At 70.3% G+C, this 19,650-nt stretch carries 15 protein-coding genes; 10 read left to right on the forward strand and 5 right to left on the reverse strand.

What is annotated here, in order from left to right:
* Window positions 1–467: 467 nt before the first annotated feature.
* Window positions 468–1,070 carry an MT-A70 family methyltransferase gene (locus LZ199_RS47035; RefSeq protein WP_407667295.1) on the forward strand — a complete coding sequence of 201 codons (603 nt, stop codon included), beginning with the start codon at window positions 468–470 and terminating at the stop codon, window positions 1,068–1,070.
* A gap of 182 nt (window positions 1,071–1,252) precedes the next feature.
* On the opposite strand, the gene LZ199_RS37680 is transcribed toward LZ199_RS47035, so the two are convergent.
* A complete protein-coding gene (locus tag LZ199_RS37680; RefSeq protein ID WP_253998630.1) occupies window positions 1,253–1,711 on the reverse strand; it encodes a YaiI/YqxD family protein in 459 nt (152 codons plus the stop codon).
* Window positions 1,712–1,880: 169 nt separating this feature from the next.
* Between LZ199_RS37680 and LZ199_RS37685 the strand changes: the two genes are divergently transcribed.
* A complete protein-coding gene (locus LZ199_RS37685) occupies window positions 1,881–3,539 on the forward strand; it encodes a M14 family metallopeptidase (protein WP_253998631.1) in 1,659 nt (552 codons plus the stop codon).
* Window positions 3,540–3,564: 25 nt separating this feature from the next.
* On the opposite strand, the gene LZ199_RS37690 is transcribed toward LZ199_RS37685, so the two are convergent.
* Window positions 3,565–4,014 carry a hypothetical protein gene (locus LZ199_RS37690; protein WP_253998632.1) on the reverse strand — a complete coding sequence of 150 codons (450 nt, stop codon included), beginning with the start codon at window positions 4,012–4,014 and terminating at the stop codon, window positions 3,565–3,567.
* Between the two features lie 163 nt (window positions 4,015–4,177).
* Between LZ199_RS37690 and LZ199_RS37695 the strand changes: the two genes are divergently transcribed.
* The 4 genes from LZ199_RS37695 (at window position 4,178) to LZ199_RS37710 (ending at window position 8,690) form a co-directional block, all read left to right on the forward strand.
* A complete protein-coding gene (locus LZ199_RS37695) occupies window positions 4,178–5,572 on the forward strand; it encodes a HEAT repeat domain-containing protein (protein ID WP_253998633.1) in 1,395 nt (464 codons plus the stop codon).
* 96 nt (window positions 5,573–5,668) lie between these two features.
* Window positions 5,669–6,799 carry a sensor histidine kinase gene (locus tag LZ199_RS37700; protein ID WP_253998737.1) on the forward strand — a complete coding sequence of 377 codons (1,131 nt, stop codon included), beginning with the start codon at window positions 5,669–5,671 and terminating at the stop codon, window positions 6,797–6,799.
* On the forward strand, window positions 6,796–7,614 hold the full coding sequence (locus LZ199_RS37705; RefSeq protein ID WP_253998634.1) for a LytR/AlgR family response regulator transcription factor: 819 nt from the start codon (window positions 6,796–6,798) through the stop codon (window positions 7,612–7,614). Before LZ199_RS37700 ends, LZ199_RS37705 begins: the two co-directional genes overlap by 4 nt.
* Window positions 7,615–7,760: 146 nt before the next feature.
* The gene (locus LZ199_RS37710) at window positions 7,761–8,690 is read left to right on the forward strand and encodes a TolB family protein (protein ID WP_253998635.1); all 930 of its coding nucleotides are present in this window, start codon (window positions 7,761–7,763) and stop codon (window positions 8,688–8,690) included.
* A 63-nt stretch (window positions 8,691–8,753) separates the two neighbouring features.
* Here the strand turns inward: LZ199_RS37710 and LZ199_RS37715 are convergent, their stop codons facing one another.
* Window positions 8,754–9,521 carry a hypothetical protein gene (locus LZ199_RS37715; RefSeq protein ID WP_253998636.1) on the reverse strand — a complete coding sequence of 256 codons (768 nt, stop codon included), beginning with the start codon at window positions 9,519–9,521 and terminating at the stop codon, window positions 8,754–8,756.
* Window positions 9,522–9,958: 437 nt separating this feature from the next.
* Between LZ199_RS37715 and LZ199_RS37720 the strand changes: the two genes are divergently transcribed.
* Complete coding sequence (locus LZ199_RS37720; RefSeq protein ID WP_253998637.1) at window positions 9,959–11,461, forward strand: hypothetical protein; 1,503 nt, start codon at window positions 9,959–9,961, stop codon at window positions 11,459–11,461.
* 63 nt (window positions 11,462–11,524) lie between these two features.
* Window positions 11,525–12,886, forward strand: a complete 1,362-nt coding sequence (locus LZ199_RS37725; protein ID WP_253998638.1) for a TAXI family TRAP transporter solute-binding subunit — start codon at window positions 11,525–11,527, stop codon at window positions 12,884–12,886.
* On the opposite strand, the gene LZ199_RS37730 is transcribed toward LZ199_RS37725, so the two are convergent.
* A complete protein-coding gene (locus tag LZ199_RS37730; protein WP_253998639.1) occupies window positions 12,822–13,493 on the reverse strand; it encodes an RNA polymerase sigma factor in 672 nt (223 codons plus the stop codon). The two genes, LZ199_RS37725 and LZ199_RS37730, sit on opposite strands and share 65 nt — an antisense overlap.
* A gap of 245 nt (window positions 13,494–13,738) precedes the next feature.
* Between LZ199_RS37730 and LZ199_RS37735 the strand changes: the two genes are divergently transcribed.
* Entirely contained in the window at window positions 13,739–15,319 is a 1,581-nt protein-coding gene (locus tag LZ199_RS37735; protein WP_253998640.1) for a sigma-54-dependent transcriptional regulator, read from the forward strand.
* Window positions 15,320–15,445: 126 nt separating this feature from the next.
* Entirely contained in the window at window positions 15,446–15,940 is a 495-nt protein-coding gene (locus tag LZ199_RS37740; protein ID WP_253998641.1) for a hypothetical protein, read from the forward strand.
* A 12-nt stretch (window positions 15,941–15,952) separates the two neighbouring features.
* Here LZ199_RS37740 and LZ199_RS37745 read toward each other — a convergent pair whose 3' ends face one another.
* The gene (locus tag LZ199_RS37745) at window positions 15,953–19,576 is read right to left on the reverse strand and encodes a serine/threonine-protein kinase (RefSeq protein ID WP_253998642.1); all 3,624 of its coding nucleotides are present in this window, start codon (window positions 19,574–19,576) and stop codon (window positions 15,953–15,955) included.
* Window positions 19,577–19,650: the final 74 nt, after the last annotated feature.

Consider the following 19,650-nt stretch of genomic DNA (forward strand, 5'->3'; position numbering starts at 1 on the left):
CTCGATAAGGGCCCACTGCTCGTCCGTCAGGTCGCTCGGATACGGCGTGCGCGAGGGCATTGGGAGGTCCGGCATCTTGTTTCTTCAACGCCCTGGCTGGCTCGCTCCATTTCAACAGGCTCTGAGACTTGGTCTGTGGTCAGTGCCGCGCCCGTTGAGTTCAGGACTTGCAGAACCGCATCCGTCACATCGTCGCCCATGTTGCAGCTCTCCGCTTTCGACAGCTTAGAACGGCCTTTGCAGTCTAGATTGGCTTTTCTGTCGTTGCCAAGCGAGGGACAGCAAAAATGCCGCACAGCGGCTGTCGTAGTCCTATCCGACCCTCTTGCTAAGGGAAGGCAGGAGCCAAAAAACGTGCGAGCCTCACTTCATTGAGGGAGCAAGGGTATATCTCCACTGGAAATAGCTACGAGAATTCCTTTAGCTTCGCACCGCTTCAGTTCTCTTCACTTCGCTCCGGCGCTCCAGTGCTCCTTCCTAGTAAACTCTACGGCACCATCATCGCGGACCCTCCGTGGCCTGAGCAGGGCGGGGGACAAATCAAGCGTGGCGCGGATCGTCACTATCCGTTGATGACTTTGAAGGACATCGCGGCATTGGGGCCAGACATCCAGGCCATCGCGGCTCCTGCTTGTCACCTTTATCTCTGGACAACGAACAACTACCTTATCAGAGCGGGAGCAGAGATCCTTCCAGCGTGGGGCTTCTCGTACATCACCTGCATCACATGGGAGAAGGAGCGGATAGGCCTTGGGCAGTATTTCCGAGGCACGACGGAACACGTCCTTTTCGCCCGGAGAGGGCGGCCCCCATACCGACAGCTTGCCTCTGGAAAGAGAGCACAGGGCAAGACTGGCTTCTCGACCCCCCACGAAACGGTCGTGAGGCAGCTTGAACGGGACGGCGCATGGTTTGCCCACCTGAAGGCACGGCACTCCGAAAAGCCAGCCATCATACATGAATGGGCCGAGCGGGTGAGCCCTGGCCCCTACATAGAACTCTTCGCGCGTTCGAGCCGTAAGGGGTGGGACTGCTGGGGTGACGAGGCCCCTTTGCAGGTCCCCTCCTGACCCAGACGCCTTTGAACGCTCCTCGCCCCATCGCACATTCCACGCATCAACTACTCGCTCTGTCTTGACTGGCTATCAAGCTGAGCCAAGTCGCCTCGAAGCAACCCCTGTCTGCGAGAGCGTCGTACAAGCCTGGGGGCGAATTTTGGTGCGGTCCTGCAAGAATTATTTCGGGGCGCTACCTATCCGCGCTTCGGGAGCAGTCGGGACAGCTCGCGATCCAACGCGGCGGCGAAGCGCTGGCGGTCCTGGGCATTGAAGCCGCTCGGGCCGCCCGTGACGACGCCGCTCTCCCGCAGCTCCTGCATGAAGTTTCGCACGGAGAGCCGCTCGGCGATGTTCTCCTCGGAGAACAGCTCGCCGCGCGGGTCCAACGTCACCACGCCCCGAGGCACCAGCAGCGCCGCGAGCGGGATGTCCTGCGTGACGGCCAGGTCGCCCTTCTGCGCCGAGGTGGCGATGTGCTGGTCCGCCACGTCGAGCCCGGCCCCCACCTGCACGGTGGAGACGAACTCCGCGCGCGGCAGGTTCATCGACCGGTTGGCGACGAACACGAGGGGCACCTTGAGGCGCTGCGAGGCGCGCAGGAGGATTTCCCGGACGGGGCCCGGACAGGCATCGGCATCGACCCAGATTCTCATTCAGGCGGCATCCTCGCGTGAATCTCCCGGACGGTGCGCTGGAATCGTCGACACGGCACGTCACTGCTGCGACGAGCGCTCACTGGCGGACGGGGTGAGCACCGTCGCGGTGTGTCGTCGTGGACGAAGTGCTTGACGACGCGGGAGTGCGGCGCTCGGATGCGCGCCCATGTCCCAGCTGCTCACCCGCGCTGAATCGTCGAATTACGCCGAAACCTCGCGTCATTCACACGTGCTCGCCTTCATCGACGAGCTCTGCCGCCGCACGAAGCTCGCCCGACGGGTGGACTTCGGCACGAGCGGCGAGGGCCAGCCCCTGGTGGCGCTCATCGTGAGTGACCGCAACTGCTTCACGCCGGAGCTGGCGCGCAAGCAGAAGAAGGTCGTCGTGCTGGTGGAGGCCAACATCCACTCCGGCGAGGTGGAGGGCAAGGAGGCCGTGCTCGCGCTCGCGCGGGATTTGACGCTGACGAAGCTGGGCGCGAAGTTGCTGGACAGGCTGTGCCTGGTCCTGGTCCCCAACTTCAACCCGGACGGCAATGACCGCATCAGCCCCAACAACCGCAAGCTCAACCTCAAGAGCCTGGAGGGGCAGGTCAACCCCGAGGGCGGCGTGGGCACGCGCTACACGGGCGAGGGGTGGAACCTCAACCGCGACAGCACCAAGCAGGAGGCGCCGGAGACGCGCGCCATGGCCAAGCTGCACCAGACGTGGTGGCCGGAGCTGTTCATCGACTGCCACACCACGGACGGCAGCATCCACGCCTTCGATTTGACGTACGACACGTCGCACTCGAACGAGCCGCTGTTCCAGGAGCTGCGCGACTACAACCGGGCCATGCTGGAGCGCGTCTCCGAGGCGGTGAGCAAGCGCCACGGGTTCGAGAGCTTCTGGTACGGCAACTACCGCGAGGAGGACGTCCCCGCCTCGGGCTGGCACACGTACCCGGCGCTGCCCCGCTTCGGCAGCCACTACCGGGGGCTGCTCGGTCGGCTCGACGTGCTGCTGGAGACGTACAGCTACATCGACTTCCCGCGCCGCTGCGCGGTGACGCGGGCGTGGCTGCTGGAGCTGTTCCGCGAGGCGGCCCGGAGCGCGAAGGCGTTCCGCTCCGTCACGGAGAGCCAGCAGCAGGCCATCATCGCGCGGGGGACGACGCCGGACCTCCAGACGCAGGTGGGAATCAACTACGGCGTCGCCACGCGGGATGCGCAGGGCGCGCTGACGTTCGACTACCCGGCGTATGCGAAGGACGGGGACCTGGCGCGCATCCAGGCGTTCGACGAGAAGAGCATCGCGGAGCACCGGTTCCCCGGGAAGAAGCGCCGCGTCTACCGCGTGCCGCACCAGCGGACGTTCATCCCGACGCAGGCGGTGAGCACGCCGGAGGCGTACCTCGTGCCCGCGGAGCTGGCGCCCCGACTGGAGGGGCACGGCATCCGGTTCGAGGTGCTCCCGAAGCCGCGCCACTTCCTGGTGGACAGCTATCGCATCGCCCGGCGCGAGGAGACCTTCAGCCCCGACGTGGCGGCGAACGTGCCCGCGCTCGGTGAGGCGGAGGTGCCGCTGAGCCAGAAGCCCAAGCCGGTGCGCTTCGAGACGGTGCTGACGGTGTCGCCCGAGCGGACGACGCGCGAGTTCGCGGAAGGGACGCTCTACGTGCCCACGGCGCAGCGCGCGGGCACGCTGGCCGTGTACCTGCTGGAGCCGCACTCGGACGATGGCTTCTGCCGGTGGCAGTTCCTGGACAAGCTGCTGGAGGTGGGCGGTATCTACCCCGTGCACCGGGTGGTGCGTCCCGCTCCGGCTCCCAAGAAGGCGGAGTGAAGCGGGAATCACCGGAGCCCTGACCTCAGTTGGGGCTCCAGCACGGGCGGCTGGTCTCCGCGACGTTGGACACGGCGCCGGTCGCATCCGTCACCCGGAAGCGGACCCACTTCCTCCAGTGGGTCCCCGTGGTGGAGAGCTTGAAGAAGCACCAGTCGTCGTGCGTCGTCGACCCGGTGCTCCAGAAGGTGCTCTGGTTGCCCTGGCCGAAGTCATCGACAACCTGCCACTGATAGACGAACGGGGGCGCGCCGCCGGATACGGTTCCGGTGCACCACAGCTCTCCAGTCGTGGTGGAGTTGCCGCTGCAAGCCACGGAGACCGATGCGGCGAGAGCTGACTCCACCGTGGCGGTGTCCTCCTCCGCGAGCCCTCCCTGGTCGGAAGGGGTTCCACCACACGCCCCGAGCAGGGCGAGCGTGGAAATACCAAACACCGCGGACTGCAGCTTCTTCGAGAGCACGTGGCTGGACATGTCCTGAGCGCCTCCGGATAACGGAATCCACTGAGTTGCAATTGCCCAGGCTAGGCTCCGGAACTCAAGCCTGGGGCCCTTGGAGCGTTGCGTCAGAGTCCGTGAGGAATTGAATCCGGGGTCAGTGCCGAGCCACAGTCCAGGGTTCGAAGGGGAGGTGCCTGTGAGGAAGTCGGCCGGACTGAGTCTGTTGTTGATGTGGGGCGTGGGCTGCGCGCATTCGTCGGGGAAGCCGAAGGACGTGGTCTCCACCGTGGGCGCCATGGCCTCCCAGGAGCTGTCCCTGCGCGCGGAGAAGGCCTACGACGCCGAGGACTTCGCCACCTGCGCCGACCTGCGCCGCCAGTCCGCGGAGGCCGTGACGGATGTCGACCTGCGCGCGGACGCGTACTACTCCGCCGCGAGATGCGCGGCCCTCGCCGGTCGCCCCGATGATGCGCTTGCCTTCCTGAAGCGCTCGGCGGACAGCGGCTTCCTCTTGGTGGATCGGCTCCAGTTCGACCCGGAGCTGGCCTCGCTCCGCTCGCTGCCGGGGTGGGAGGAGGTGGTGGCGGGCGTCCAGACCAACCTGGACAAGGCGGGCACTCCGCCCATGCCCATCCCCGTGCTCGCGACCATCGACGTGTCACGCTCTCGTCGCGCCGATGCGGCCTCGGTCATCCAGATGCTCGGCCTGGAGGTGGGAAAGCCCGTCATCGGCAGTCGCCACCTGCTGAAGAAGCGCGAGGAGGCGCTGCGTCAGCGCTTCAACCTGGCCTATGCCCACGTGGGCATCATCGCGTTCTTCGCGGAGGAGTCGAAGGGACAGGCCTTCGCCAGCGTGGACCTGGTGGATGCCGAGGACTCGCACCGCTTGAGCTTCCTGCCCGCGCCCACGGGACACGTGGAGGACCCGGAAGGGCTCGTCGCTCAATGGTTGGAGTACGAGGACAAGGTGGTGCGCCTGCTGCGCAGCGGAGCGATGAACCCCGAGGAACCACCGTCCTGCCGAGTCGCTCACTGCTTCTTCGGCTTCGCCCACCCCGAGCTCGCGCCCTATGAGCCGCGCTTCGTCGCGAAGGCGCCCGCCGCTCGGGAGGCGTTGCTGCGCATGCTGCGAGAGGATGCCGATGCGAACCGCCGCTCGGCGGTCCCCTATGTGTTGGGTTATGCCGGTACTCCGGAGCAGGTCATCGGGTGGCTCGTGCCCTTCTTCAAGGACCCGGACTCCGGTGTGCGCAACAACGTCGTCCGCTCGGTGCTGGCCTTCCAGGATGGACTGGACCGGCCTGTCGTCGACCTGCCCGTGGTCTTCGATGCGATGGCGATGCCGGACGTGACGGACCGGAACAAGGGCACCTACCTGCTGGAGATGGTGCTCGTGAAGCTCACCCCCGATGAGCTGAAGGCTCGCCGCGCGGAGGTGCTCCGGAAGGTCGGCCCCTTGCTCGTGGACATGGCGGCCTACCAGCAGCCCATCAACCGCGAGCCCGCGGTGAAGGTGCTCCGGCTGCTCTCCGGCGAGGACTACGAACGCCCCGAGCAGTGGAAGCAGTGGCTGTCACGCCAGGGGGAATGAGCGCCTGCCGGGGGACGCTCCATTCATCCCCGCACGCGAGCGGTTCGTCCCTGGCGCCATGGAAGCCATCCCCGGGGCCCGCTACCCTTGCCCACCATGCGTGACGAGGAGACGGAGAGACTCCGGGCCGGAGAAGTGGCCCCCCTGCCGTCCTGGGCCGTGTGGCTGGGCGCCCTGGGCTGGTGGCTCGCGGATGCGCTCATCTCCGTGAGCCAGGTCCAGCTCCTCCAGCGCATCGGCGAGGCGAAGGTCGTCGAGGCCGAGCTGTGGCGCATGTCCCTGGCCAGCTCCCTCTTGTGGGTGCCCTTCACCGTGATGTGTCTGCGACTGTCCGAGCGCGTCCCCCTCACGCGCCGGCGCCTGCTCCCCGCCCTGGGCTTCCACCTGGGCGCGTTGCTCCTCGTCGTGCTGGGGAGGGCGACCTTCGTCGTGCTCACCCAGGACCTCATCGGCTGGTACGAGCGCGAGCCGCACGTGCCCTACGTGCTGGCCCAGAGCGTCGTCAACAACCTGCTGCCCTTCGTGCTGCTGACGGCGGGCGCCCATGCCCTGGGCCTCGCTCGCAGGGCCCACGTGCGCCAGCGCCGCGCGGACCAGCTCCAGGCGCAGCTCGCGGAGGCACGACTCCAGGCGCTCGCGTCGCAGCTCCGGCCGCACTTCCTGTTCAACGCGCTCAACGCCGTGGCCTCGCTGGTGCACGTGGACCCGGACGCCGCGGAGCGCATGCTGGCGCGATTGGGAGACCTCCTGCGCCACAGCCTGGAGTCCCACGGGCGACAGGAGGTGACGCTGCGCGAGGAGCAGGCGGCGCTCGCGCCCTACCTGGACATCGAGCAGATCCGCTTCGGCCCCCGACTGGAGGTGGCCTGGAGGCTGGCGCCCGAGGTCCTGGAGGCGCGCGTGCCCTATCTGGCGCTGCAACCCCTGGTGGAGAACGCCATCCGCCACGGCCTGGCCCCGCGCGCGGAGCCGGGGCGGATTGAAATCTCCGCCGAGCGGGAAGGGGAGGTGCTGCGGCTGCTCGTGCGGGACGACGGCATGGGGCCGCCCGTGGGAGGCCCGGCGCGAGGTGGCGGCGTGGGCCTGTCCAACCTGCGAGCGCGACTGGCGACGCTCTACGGAGGCCGCGCCGGGCTGGAGCTTCGGCCGGGGACGCCTCGGGGCACGGTGGTGGAGCTTCGCGTGCCGCTTGACGCGGAGCCGGAGGGGACGAGGGTGGCGGCATGAGCACCGAAGCCGTGGAGTCGGGGCTCCTGCGCGTGGCGCTCGCGGATGACGAGCCCCTGGCCCGCTCCCGCCTGCGCGCCCTGCTGGCGGCGGAGCCGAACGTGGAGCTCGTGGCCGAGGCGACGAGCGGCGCGGAGGCGGTGCGCGCGGTGCTCCACGCGTCACCGGACGTGCTGTTGCTGGACGTCGAGATGCCCGCGGGCGACGGCTTCGAGGTCCTCCGCGCGCTGCCTCCGGAGTCCGTCCCGGTGGTCGTCTTCGTCACCGCGTGGCAGCACCACGCCGTGCGCGCCTTCGAGGCCCAGGCGCTGGACTTCCTGCTCAAGCCCTATGACAAGGAGCGCTTCCGGGCCGCGCTCGTCCGGGCCCGCGAGCAGGTGCGGCTGATGCGGCGCAGCGAGGCCGTGGCCCGTCAGGAGGCCCTCTTGTCCGGGTTGGCGCTGGCGGAGGCTCCGTTGCGCCGCCTGCCCGTCAAGGTCGACGGGCGCATCCGCTTCGTGGACTGCTCCGCCATCACCCACGTGGAGTCGGAGGCCAACTACGTGCGCGTCCACGTGGGCGGCGAGCAGCACGTGCTGCGCGAGACACTGACGCATCTGGAGGAGCGGTTGGATCCGCGTCGGTTCCTGCGTGTGCACCGCTCCGTGCTCATCAACCTGGACCAGGTGCGGGAGATGGAGCCGCTCTCCCAGGGCGAATACCTGCTCGTCCTCGGCCCCGGGGGCACCGCCGTGCGCACCGGGCGCAGCCATCGCGCTCGCGTGGAGTCCGCGCTTGGGCTGGGTTCCGGGTCCGGTTCGGAAGGCACGCGCTGAGGCGCGTCCCCGGTCCGCTCCCATCCATCCCTCGCGCCTCTCGCTTCATCCCCGCTTCTCGGACAGCGCCGCGCGACACGCGTACCTCTTCGGCCATGGCGGGAAGGACTTCCACTCCTCCCGCCACATCCCGAGAGGAATCCGTCATGTCATCGTCCTTCCGTCGTCTCCCGCTGGTGCTCGCGGCGCTGTCGCTGGGTGTCGCCACGTCCGCCGTGGCCTCCGCGCCTCGCACGCCCGAGGTGTTCGCTCCTGGCTTTGTCTCCCTGCCCGAGCAGGAGGAGTGGCGCATCGCCTTCACGCCGGATGGCCGCACCGCCTTCTGGGGCGTGAGCCCGGGGTTCTTCCCCGAGACGCGCCAGGCCACCATCGTCTACTCCGAGCTGCGCAACGGCCGCTGGACGCAGCCTCGTCCGGCGCCGTTCTCCGGCGTGTACTCGGACATCGACCCGTTCGTCTCGCCGGATGGGCGCCGCCTGTTCTTCTCCTCCATCCGTCCCGTCAACGGCGCGCCTCGCGAGGACGTGGAGATGTGGGTCGTCGAGCGCCGCAGGGACGGCGGCTGGAGCGAGCCTCGGCACCTGGGCGCCGCGGTGCACAGCCTCGCCGACGAGCTGTACCCCAGCGTGGACGAGGACGGCACGCTGTACTTCGGCTCGGACCGTGAGGGCGGCTTCGGCGGCTGGGACATCTGGCGCTCGCGGCTCCGCTCGGATGGGACGTATGGGCCCGCGGAGAACCTGGGGCCCGCCATCAACACAGAGCTGTGGGAGTTCAACCCGAGCATCCTCCCCGACGGCGACACGCTGCTGTTCGCCTCCATCGGCCGTCCGGACGGCTACGGCTACGGCGACCTCTACGTGGCCTCGCGCACGTGGCGCGGCTGGCAGCCGGCCCGCAACCTGGGGCCGACGGTGAACACGGACCTGGACGAGTACCACCCGACGCTCTCGCCGGACCACCGCACGCTCTACTTCGTGCGGCACCAGTACGAGCCGTTCCTCCCGAGTGAGCTGTTCCACGTCAACGTCGGCCGGCTGCTCTCCGACGCCGGCTCCTGCGACGTGCGGAACTGAGGACCCACCGCGTGCCCCCGCCCGGTGCCATGGCGCTTCCGGGCGGAGGCGCGAGGTATTCGCTCAGCGAGTCGAGAGGCGGAGGTCGTCCAGCGCGAGGTCGGGCTGGCCGACGGGGAGGTCGATGAAGAAGGCGACAGGCTGCGCGGCGCTCCGGTCGTCCGGAATCGAGTAGACCTCGTGGGTCCAGGCCATGGACACGGGGACGCCCACGCCCTCCGACTCGGCCACGTCGAGGTAGTCGTAGCGGCAGCCGGGGCTCGTGTCGCCACAGTCCAGCAGCGCCGTGTCGGCGCGAGGCATGGACGCGGGGCACTGGTAGTCGCCGAACGAGTCGCCGCAGCGCGCAATCACCCGGCACTGGTATGACGACGTGCTGTAGCCCGGGCCCAGGGGACGCCGCTGATAGCCGGGGAAGGTGCCCGACAGGCTCTCCGCGGTGGCCTCCCAGTCCACGTCCGCGGCAATCATCGGGTCATACATGCGCACCTCGAGCGGCTGGTTCTCCGGGTCCCAGACGCTGGTGCCGTCCACGCAGTGCGCGGCGGTGATGGCCCTGCGCGGAGAGATGAAGGTGACGCCACACGTGTAGCGCAGCGGTGAGCCATCCAAACCCCGCTTCGGCGCGTGGGTGACAGGCTGGAGGATGGGCACGAAGACGGTGCCTCGGCTGAGCTGGCGGCTGCCCGTGACGCCTCCAGGTGTCAGGGCCACGGTGTAATAGTCCTGATACGCCCGTTGGACAGGCTGGGGCTCCGCCGCGAGGGCTGCTCCCAGGATGACCAGGTGGATGCTCGTGCCGGCGAACGCGGCGCGAAGAGACGGTTCCATTCGAATAGCCCCCCACTCCAGACACAGACGTGACGAGTCCCCCTCGTCACGAGGGGCTGGTGTCCCCAGCACCCCGGGCGCATCCTGCCCGCTGGGACGCAGGCGTCTGCCCTGTCGTCGGGCTCCGTGATTTTTCAGGCCCTGGGCGGTGGGGGAGTAACACTCGCCATGGGCCACACGTCTGGGATGGGACGGCGCGAGAGGGCAGGCCTTTCGTTCAGGTCCGTACCAAGGGTGTATCAGGACCCAATCCCCGACGTCGGCTGCGCACCTTCGATGTTTGCATTTGACTCAGACTCTTTGTGGATTTTGTGTCACTGAACAATGTATAAACGCGAAATCATGGGAGTACTTGCCAGCCCGTGAATCCGGCGTGTCGCCGGAGTGCTCATTCCTGGCAGGGGGGCGCGGCCATCCGCGCGGGTGTGAGAACTCGAATGCAATTCATGGTGGAGAAGCGCCAGCTTGACTGGCGAAGGGTGCTCGTGTGCGCGGTGGTCGCCCTGGCGGCCGGCTGTGACAACACGGAACTTGAGACCCGGCCCCCGGAGCTGGACCTGGCGGAGCCGGTGCAGGTGGACCCGACGCGGCATCCGGAGCGCCGCGGCATTGGTGCCATGGCGCTGCCACCCTCGGGTCCGTCGGCGATGGCCGTTCCGCTGGACCCCCGCTCGTCGCTGCTCATCACCGATGACGCCATCGTGAGGAACTTCCCGCTGCTGCGGGTGATGTCCCAGCTGGTGACGCAGTCCGGTGTCGCGGGGCTGACGCCGCTGGCGCTCTTCCAGGACTGGTGGCGCACCGCGCTGCCGCCCAACTGTGGGCCGACGTTCAACGGCTTCCCGTATCTGTGTCCGCGTGTCGAGGGCAACCAGTCCTTCGTCAATCCCTTCGTCAGCCCGGGCACGAATCCCGACGAGTACGTCCCGCTGGCGCTCGTCAACCGCTTCGACCTGGCGCCGGCGTCGGGCGTGGACTGCGGTGAGTACCGCATCATCTACGGCAAGCGCTCCGGCATCCCCGGGGGTGGCAATCGCAACCTCCTCATCTTCGAGGCGGTGCTGCCCAACCCCAATCCGACGGCGGGCCTCAATGGCTGCATGCCGGTGGCCACCTTCTGGGCCTCGCTGACGGGCGCGGCGCTGACCACCCGCATCGCCGGGCTGCAGAACTTCTACTTCAACGGTCTGCCGGGCTTCATGCCGGTGGTCCACATGGACAACTACGGCAACCGGACCACGGGCGTGCCGACGGGGCAGGTGCGCACCAACCAGTTCATCCAGCCGCCGTGGACGCTGCGGGAGTTCAGCGTGCGGCGCACGATGTGTGGCGCCACGCCCTGCCAGTTGAACTTCCGGCCGGTGACGGTGAAGGTCAACCCGGGTGGCATCCTGTTCGCTCCCGGCTCCCCGCACCCGCTGGCGGCGCCGTTCCAGAACACGGTGTTCCCTGCGGAGGTGCCCGCGCTGGCCGTCAACGACATCAACCTGTTCAACAACACCATTCCCAACCCCTTCAACAGCGGCCAGAGCGACGCGCAGGGCCCGGAGAACGACTACCGCTTCCAGTTCACCCCCGGCCCCAGCGTCTTGCGCACCAACATCCAGAACGAGCTGTTCCTGCTCGGCAGCCCGCTGCTGCCCCAGGACATCGTGGAGCGTTCGCTGGCGCTGTCCTGCGCGGGCTGCCACGAGCTGAGCAACGGGGCCAACCTGGGCGGTGGCCTTGTCTGGCCGCCTTCCGCCGGCTTCGTCCATGTGGGTGAGCAGTTCGACCCGGTGCCCGGCCCCTTCGGCCCGCGCTTCCGCATCTCCCCCGCGCTGAACGCCGTCTTCCTGCCGCACCGCAAGGCCGTCCTGGAGACGTTCCTCAACGCCTCGTGCGGGGATGCCATCTGCCAGCCGTGGGAGACGCCCGCCTCCTGCCCGGCTGACTGCTAGCCGTCCTCCAGGCAGGCAGTCATGGGAGTGGGCGCGGAGAGGTGCGTATACTCCGCGCCCACCATGACGGCGGACTCCCTCAAGCAACAACTGCGGCGCACGCTGCGGCGAGACCTCTGGCTCACGCTCGCGCCCGCGGTGCTCCTCATCGGCCTCGCGTTCGCCGCTGCTTTCTATTTCATCGAGCCCGCACCCCCGAAGAAGCTGGTGCTGGCCCTGTCGCCCGACGAGGGCGGCTTCCGCTACTACGCGCGGAAGTACCAGGACGTCCTCAAGAAGCACGGCGTCACCCTGGAGCTGCGCACGACGAAGGGCTCCATCGAGAACGTGGAGCTGCTCGCGGACGCGGCCTCCGGCGTCGACGTGGCCTTCGTGCAGAGCGGCACCGTGGGCGGTGAGAAGGCCACGAGCGTCGTATCCCTGGGCAGCGTCTCCTACGTCCCCCTCTGGGTCTTCTACCGGGGCGAGCCCCTGGAGGACGTGCGCCAGTTGAAGGGGCGGCGCATCGCGGTGGGGCCGGAGGGCAGCGGCACGCGCGCGCTCGCCGTCACGCTGCTGAAGGCCAACGGCATCGACGAGGCGCCCACGGAGCTGCTGCCGCTGGAGCGCGAGGCCGCCACCGAGCAGCTCAAGCAGGGGCACCTCGACGCGGCGTTCCTCATCTCGCCCGCGGAGTCGCCCGCCATCCAGAAGCTGGCGGCGGTGCCCGGGGTGAATCTGCTCAGCTTCGCGCGCGGAGAGGCGTATGCACGCCGCTTCCCGTATCTGACGCGGCTGGTGCTGCCTCGGGGCGTGTTCAACCTCGCCTCGGATGTCCCCGCGAAAGACGTGGTGGTGCTCGCGCCGACGGCGAACCTCGTGGCGCGCGACTCGCTGCACCCCGCGCTCTCCTATCTCCTCATGCGCGCGGCCAGCGAAGTCCACGGCAGCGCGGGCCTGCTCGACGGCCCCAACGAGTTCCCCGCGCCGCGCGAGACGGGCTTCGCGCTCAGCAGCGAGGCCCAGCGCTACTACGAGGCGGGAATCCCCTTGCTCCAGCGCTACCTGCCGTTCTGGGCGGCGAACCTGGTGGACCGGCTGTGGGTGATGCTGGTGCCCATCATCGCCGTGGTGGTGCCGCTGTTCCGCGCCGTCCCCGCGCTCTACCAGTGGCGCATCCGCCAGCGCATCGTCCGCTGGTACGCGCGGCTGAAGGAGATTGAAATCCAGCTCGACGAGAACCCTGGCCGGGAGATGCTCGAGGACATGCTCAAGCGGCTGGAAGAGGCCGAGCGCGAGGTCAACCGCATCCCCATGCCGCTGGCCTACGCGGAGAACCTCTACTTCTTCCGCGAGCACATCGAGGTCGTCCGCCGTCGCCTCATCCGCCGGCTCGGCGGTGGGCGTGACGGGGCTGACATGCACGCTCACTCCGCCAGCGCGTAGTCGGCTCCCGTCGCGCGCGCGGTGCCCGGTGGGGAGGGGAGGTCTGCTCCACTCCCCCGCGTGTGGGTGGCTCGGGCTCCGGGCCTCGCGCGGAGGGGCCGAGCGCCCCGCGCAGCACCTGATAGGCCCGCAGCAGCCGGCGGCGGGTGTTCACGTGGGTGATGCCCAGCTCCTCCGCCATCGTCCGGCCGTCCAGCTCCCGTTCGAAGCGCAGCAGGCAGGCCTGCCGCAGCGGCTCCGGCAGGCGGTGGACGTGGCGCCACAGGAGCCGTGACTGCTCCTGCTCCAGGAGGAGCTGCTCCGGCGAGGGGACGTGCGCCAGGGGCTCTCGCGCCGAAGCGACTTCGTCCTCCTCCCCAGGGTCCTCGTCCGCGCGCCGGGCCCGGGTGCGGTGAAGGTCCACGCACGAGTTGTAGACGATGCGCGTCAGCCACGCCTCCGGGTTTCGCAGCCGTCGGACTTCCCGGGGCCAGGCCTCGGCGGCTCGCAGCATCGCGGTGCCCAGGGCGTCCTCCGCGTCGGCCTGGTGGCCACCGAGGTGGCGCAGGCTCTTCGCGAGCAGCCGCGAGTGGTGGCACAGCCACAGCTCCCAGAATCCGGTCGACATCACTTCCATGAGGACGCTCACAGGTGGCCATCCCCTCCGTGGCGCTCCCCCAGAGCAACCGCTGTGCCGGCTCTCGTCCCCTCGGAGGAGACCGCCTGGTCGTCGGGCGCGGTGCCCGGCTGGCATGTCAGCGTCACCGGCTGACATGTCAGCGTGTGCCAGCCGGCAGGCCGCCTCGGTCCGCGGGGCGCTGGGCTCGTGTAGCCTGGAGGCGAACCCGGGCCCTGGCTCCGAGCGTCCCCCTCATGAAGCAGAGACTCCTCGATGATGTCTCCACCGCGAGCCCAAAGCGGCATGGCGGTGACTCGCGGCCCGCTGTCCTCCTGCCGGCGCTGACGCTGGTCTCCCACCCCCTGGCCTCACGGGTGGGGGAGCGGTTCGTGATGGAATCCCTGCCGCGCGGCCGGCCGGTGGCGCTCTCTCGCAACGAGCCGCTGTTCACCCGCGTGGATGAAGTCGTGGGCCGGCCGCTGGCGGACCCGTTCGTGAGCCGGCGCGCGCTGCGCTTCCTGCCGCGCCCGGAGGGCGGCATCCGGCTGGAGGGCGAGGCGGAAGGTACCCAGGTGGTGGCGGGTGGGGTGCCGGGCGTGAGCTGGGATTTCCGGCCGGAGGCGCTCGCGGCGGGGGTGACGCTCGAGCTGGCCGGGCGGGTGGTGGTGCTGCTGCACCTCGTGGCGCTGGAAGAGGAGCGCTCCGCGGACACGTTGGGAATGGTGGGGCAGAGCGCGGCGCTGGCACGGGTGCGCACCCGCGTCCGCCAGGTGGCGGACCTGGACGTGCCCGTGCTCATCCGGGGCGAGACGGGCACGGGCAAGGAGCTCATCGCCCGTGCGCTCCACCAGCGCGGCCCTCGGAGCAAGGGGCCCTTCGTCAGCGTCAACCTGGGCACGCTGGCCCGCGAGCTGGCCGCGGCGGAGTTGTTCGGCGCGCAGCGGGGCGCCTACACCGGCGCCTCCCAGCGCCGCGAGGGTTTCTTCCGCGCCGCGCACGGCGGCACGTTGTTCCTGGACGAGGTGGGAGAGGCGCCCGCCGAGGTGCAGGTGGCGCTCCTGCGCGTGCTGGAGACGGGGGAGATGTACCCGGTGGGCGCGCACACCCCCGTCGTCACGGACGTGCGACTGGTGGCCGCGACGGACGCGCCCCTGGAGGACCTGATTGAGCAGGGCCGCTTTCGCGCACCCCTGTTGCATCGGCTCTCCGGTTACTCCATCCACATGCCTCCGCTGAGGGAGCGGCGCGAGGATATCTCCCTGCTCTTCCACCACTTCGCGCGGCTGGAGCTGGAGCGGTTGGGGGAGGGCTGGCGCCTGGAGCCCCAGGACCCCTACGCGGAGCCCTGGCTGCCGGCGGCCCTGGCGTCACGGCTGCTGCGGCACGACTGGCCCGGCAACGTCCGGCAGCTGCGCAACGTGGCCCGCCAGCTCGTCATCAGCGGCCGGGGGCAGCCCCGACTCCAGATGGACGCGGCGCTGGAGGCGGAGCTGGGGCCGGGCTCCCCGGGCGACGAGGAGGGGGAGCCCACGCTGGTGGCGCGGCGCAAGCCCTCCGAAGTGACGGAGCGGGAGCTGCTGGACGCGCTGCGCGAGTGCTCATGGGACTTGAAGGGCACCGCGGAGAAGCTCGGCATCACCCGGGCGTCGCTCTACAACCTGGTGGACCGCAGTCCCCACATCCGCACGGTGAAGGACGTGAGCGCGGAGGAAATCACCCGCTGCTTCAAGGCTTGTGGTGGAGACCTGGACGCCATGGTGCGCCAGCTGGAGGTGTCCCGGCGCGCGCTCCAGCGTCGCGTCAGGGAGCTGGGTCTGGAGCCCCCCACGTCGTGAAGTCGTGGGTCGTGGCAAGCTTCAGGCGCCGCCATCTCCGGGCCGGGCCTGGCCCGTGCGCCCGGGCGACGTGGCGGGGAGGCGTGCACCATGCAAGGGCATTGGAAGCGTTGGCCAGGCGTCGTCATGTTGTCGTTGGGGTGGGGCTGCGCGCCGGACCCGTCCGCGGTCGACGAGGCGTCCACGCCGGGCGTTCAATCCCTGGCGGAATACGACGGCACCGCCTGCCCCAAGCTCTTGGAGGCTCCCTGTCCCGCCCAGGGCGGCGGGTATTGCCCCCCGCTCGACCACAACATGCTGTGTGTCATCACCATCTCCAGGGGAGCCCTGCCCGTGTCGCCCGCGAGGAGCTGCCTCCGGCGCAAGCAACCGGTCAAGTTCCAGCTCGCGCCCGGCGTCAACGCGGCCACGCTCAAGTTCTTCGGACCTGATGCCGACGCCCTCTTCGTGGACTACGACAGGATGGACATCGCGCTGATGGCGGGGCGCGACTCGAAGTGGTGCGGAATGCTTCGCCACAAGGTCTTCCCGGGGGGCCATTACTTCACCGTCACCACCGATACGGGCGCGGGCCAGCCAGGGGAGCTGGAAGTGGTCAGGGACCCGGGCGAGGAGGACTGACGCTCCAGGCGTTCACGGTGACGCCGGGGGCTCCTTGGGCGTCTGCGTGAGCAGGGGTCCCCAGGTCCGCGCGAGCAGGGGACGGGCGGTGAGCGCTTTCGCCAGCGCCTCGCGCGCCCGTGCCTGCTGGCCGGGGTGGGCCTCAGGGAAGGCCCGGACCTGGGTGAGTTCGAGCGCCGCGTGCAGCGCGCGGGCCTCCGGGTCCTCGGGGCGCGCCTTCAGCACGGTGGCCACTTCCGACAGGCCGCGCTCCAGCACGTCACGCGCGTCCTGGCCGGCGCGCCGACGGGCCAGGGCCCAGTCCAGGTGGAGTCGTGCCAGCGCGCGGCGGTCATCGTGCGGCCGGGAGCTGACGGTGAGCGCGGCCTGGTGGGCCTGCTCGGCGCGGAGGAAGGCGGCCTCCCCATCCTTCGTCGTGCGCACGCTCCAGGCGGCGGCCAGGGAGCGGACCTCCGCGGCGCAGCGCAGCGCCTCCTCGTCGCGGGGGTTGCGTCGCAGGGCTTCGCTCAGGGCCTGCTCGGTGGCGTCCAGCTCCGGCTTCGCGTCCGTGCCCCGCTCCAGTGCGAAGGCGGCGAGCACGCGGTGGGACTGTCCCAGGTTGGCCCAGGCCGCCGACAGGTCCGGCTGGAGCGTGAGCGCCGTGCGGGCCTCGCGCTGCGCCGCGCGCGCGTCGTCTCGCGGGTCTTCGCCCCGGGCCAGTCGCAGGGCCGCGCGGGCGACGTGGGCTTCCGACAGGTTGCTGGGCGGCAGGCCCTGCTTCGGGGCCAGGGCCAGGGCGCGGGTGAAGGACGCGCGGGCCTCGTCCAGGGCGGGGAAGGGGTCCTCGCCGCGCTGCCACGCGTCCCGCGCGCGCTCCAGGTGCACCAGCCCCACGCCGCCATGGAGTTGCGGCACGTCCGCGTTGAGGGCCAGCGCGTTCCTGTACGACGCGAGCGCGGTGTCCAACGACGGGCGCGCATCCCCTCCGCCGTCGCGCAGGCGCGCGGCGCGCAGCGCGTGGACCTGGGCTTCGTAGAAGTGGCTGACCAGGTTGCGGGGGTTGAGGGTGCGCGCCTTCTCCAGGGCCTCGCGCGCGCGCTCCAGGTCCGCGTCCGCGTCCGGGTTGCGCGGATGGGACGCGCGCTTGAACCAGGCGCTGCCCAGGTTGATCCACGCGTCCGGCAGCGCCTCGTCGATGCGGATGGCGGTGAGGTACGCGTCGATGGCGCGCGCGCGGTGGCCGAGCGAGTCCTCGCCCACGGCGTCCTCGTGGTCCGCCCACACCTTGAAGATGAGGCCCAGGTTGGAGTGGTAGTCGTAGCCGCGCTCCTCGGGCGCCACGCCCTCGAAGGCTTCAATGGCCTGTCGCAGCATGGGCCGGGGGTCTTCGCTGCGCGCCTGCTGAATCCGCGCGCCCTGCCAGAGCACGAGCCCCAGCGCGTGGCGGACGTCGCTGCTGGTGGGGGTGACTTCGGCCGCGGCCCGGGCCGCCTTCAGCGCCTCCTCCAGCGCCGCCGCCGCATCGCCGCCCTGTCGGCTCCGGAACTCGGCGAGCCTGCGGTGCAGGTGGGCCTTCTTCACCAGCGACGGCACGTGGCGGGGCGACGCGGTGAGCGCGCGCCCCAGCGCCTCCAGCGCCCGCTCCAGGTGCGGCGTCACGTCACCCTGGCCATAGAGGCCCATGCGCAGGGCCAGTTGCTCGACGCTGGCCAGGGCCAGGTGCGCCTCCGGCAGGCTCTCCGCGAGGGCGGCCGCGCGGGCGTGGGCCTTCCTCGCCGCGTCCAGGTCCTCCTGCGCGCGCTCGCGACGTCCCGCGTCCGAGTGACGGGTGGCGCGGGCCACCAGCACGTCGCCACGCAGCAGGGGGGCCTCGAAGAGCCACGGCAGCCGGTCCCCCAGCGCATCCAGCCGCTCCAGCGCGTCCTCGTAGCGCTCCTCGTGGTAGGCGAGCAGGGCCGCGACGTACTCGGCGGGAGGCAGGTCTGCGCCGCCCCCCTGCCGCAGCCACGCGAGCGCGGGCTCCCGGTAGAGCGCCACCAGCTCGTTCCGCCGCGCCTGTCGCTCCTTGGCGGGCAGGTGCTCGGAGGCGCGCAGCCGCTCCTGGTAGAGCTGTCCCAACGCGAGCGCCAGCGCGCACGCGACGCGCGGCGTGCGGGTGCCGTGGCTCCACGCGGCCTCCAGGTGTCCCCGCGCGCGCGCCGGCTCTCCCAGCGCGAGCCAGCCCCGTCCCAGCGCTTCATTCCCCGGTCCGAGCGCGTGCTCGCCGCCCCCGCGCATCTCCCCGGCGATGTCCGCCAGCCGCGTCTCCAGCACCTGACGCTCCTGGCGGGTGTCGTGCAGCCGCGTCAGCGCGGTGTAGCGCGCGCGGGACTCCACATGCTCGGCCAGCTCGGAGAAGCGGCGCGCCAGGTGCTCTCGCGTGTCGGCTTCGCGTCGGGCCAGCACCGCCTGCGCTCCGGCCAGCAGCACCAGCAGGCCGGCCACCGCCGCGAGCAGCAGCCCGCGCCAGTGCTTGCGCGTCAGCCGCGACAGCCGGTACGCCGTGCCCACCGCGCGCGCGAGCACCGGCTCTCCGTCGAGGAAGCGCTGCAGGTCCTCCGCGAGCGCGCGAGCCGAGTCGTAGCGGGCCGCGCGCTCCTTCTCCAGGCACTTGAGGACGATGGCCTCCAGGTCCGCGGGCACTTCTGGCGCGAGCTCGCGAGGGGGCTTCGGGTCCTCGGTGGGGATGCGGCTGAGCACCTCCAGCGCGTTGCCCCCGGGGATGGGCGGCTGGCCCACCAGCAGCGCGTAGAGCGTGGCGCCCAGGGCGTAGACGTCCGCGCGCCGGTCCAACCGGTTCACCTCGCCGCGCGCCTGCTCGGGCGCCATGTAGTGCGGCGTGCCGAGGATGGAGCCCGTGGCGGTGGCCCCCTCGCCCGGGTCCCTGGCGAGGCCGAAGTCCATGACGTAGGGCTTCCACTGTCCGTCGGCCGTGCGCTCCACCAGGATGTTGGAGGGCTTGAGGTCCCGGTGGATGAGGCCCGCGCGGTGGGCGGCGTGCACGCCTTCAGAGGCCTGGGCCAGTATCAGCGCCTTCTGCTCCAGCGTGAGCACCTCCGCGAGCTCGTGCAGCGGCTTCCCGTCCACGTACTGCATGGCGATATAGGCGCGGCCCTGGACCTGGCCCACCTCGTACACCTTGCACACGCGCTCATGGTCCACCCGCGCCTGGGCCTGCGCCTCGGCGACGAAGTGCCGCGCTCGCCCGGAGTCGTCGTCCCGCACGAACTTGAGCGCCACGTGACGCCGCAGCACCGTGTCCCGCACCAGGAAGACGCGCCCCATGCCGCCCTGGCCCAGGAAGCGGATGGGCGCGTAGCGCTCCCAGCCCGGGACGGGGAATGACGGCTCCGCTCCCGAAGGCTGCGACTCCAGCGTCCTGGGTGGGCCGACGTGGGCGGTGGCCGTGGGCGCGCCCACCAGTGCGCCGGCCTGGAGGAGGACCGCGCCGCGCAGCGAGGCGAGCGTGTCCTCGGACAGTCGCCCCCGCTCCCTCAGCAGCTCCAGGGGGGCGGCCTGTCGGCGCAGGGCCTCCGCCCGCAGCGCCTCCACCTCGTCGTCGGAGAGCAGGCCCTCGAGGAGCACTGCCCGCAGCTGCGCCTCATGGTCCTCGCGCATCGCCCGTTCCCTGGCTCCTGCCCCCCGGGCCTTCGTTCCCGAGACGTCGAGGGGAAGGGTTCTAGCACCCGTCC

Source organism: Myxococcus qinghaiensis (assembly GCF_024198215.1).
Taxonomy (GTDB): domain Bacteria; phylum Myxococcota; class Myxococcia; order Myxococcales; family Myxococcaceae; genus Myxococcus; species Myxococcus qinghaiensis.

What these genes read in the sequence shown, in the direction of transcription:
- LZ199_RS37730 (WP_253998639.1), bottom strand. Translation starts at nt 13,493, where the DNA reads ATGTCGACCGGATTCTGGGAGCTGTGGCTGTGCCACCACTCGCGGCTG.
- LZ199_RS37690 (WP_253998632.1), bottom strand. Translation starts at nt 4,014, where the DNA reads ATGTCCAGCCACGTGCTCTCGAAGAAGCTGCAGTCCGCGGTGTTTGGT.
- LZ199_RS37710 (WP_253998635.1), top strand. Translation starts at nt 7,761, where the DNA reads ATGTCATCGTCCTTCCGTCGTCTCCCGCTGGTGCTCGCGGCGCTGTCG.
- LZ199_RS37725 (WP_253998638.1), top strand. Translation starts at nt 11,525, where the DNA reads ATGACGGCGGACTCCCTCAAGCAACAACTGCGGCGCACGCTGCGGCGA.
- LZ199_RS37740 (WP_253998641.1), top strand. Translation starts at nt 15,446, where the DNA reads ATGTTGTCGTTGGGGTGGGGCTGCGCGCCGGACCCGTCCGCGGTCGAC.
- LZ199_RS37700 (WP_253998737.1), top strand. Translation starts at nt 5,669, where the DNA reads ATGCGTGACGAGGAGACGGAGAGACTCCGGGCCGGAGAAGTGGCCCCC.
- LZ199_RS37680 (WP_253998630.1), bottom strand. Translation starts at nt 1,711, where the DNA reads ATGAGAATCTGGGTCGATGCCGATGCCTGTCCGGGCCCCGTCCGGGAA.
- LZ199_RS37745 (WP_253998642.1), bottom strand. Translation starts at nt 19,576, where the DNA reads ATGCGCGAGGACCATGAGGCGCAGCTGCGGGCAGTGCTCCTCGAGGGC.
- LZ199_RS37715 (WP_253998636.1), bottom strand. Translation starts at nt 9,521, where the DNA reads ATGGAACCGTCTCTTCGCGCCGCGTTCGCCGGCACGAGCATCCACCTG.
- LZ199_RS37685 (WP_253998631.1), top strand. Translation starts at nt 1,881, where the DNA reads ATGTCCCAGCTGCTCACCCGCGCTGAATCGTCGAATTACGCCGAAACC.
- LZ199_RS37735 (WP_253998640.1), top strand. Translation starts at nt 13,739, where the DNA reads ATGAAGCAGAGACTCCTCGATGATGTCTCCACCGCGAGCCCAAAGCGG.
- LZ199_RS37705 (WP_253998634.1), top strand. Translation starts at nt 6,796, where the DNA reads ATGAGCACCGAAGCCGTGGAGTCGGGGCTCCTGCGCGTGGCGCTCGCG.
- LZ199_RS37720 (WP_253998637.1), top strand. Translation starts at nt 9,959, where the DNA reads ATGCAATTCATGGTGGAGAAGCGCCAGCTTGACTGGCGAAGGGTGCTC.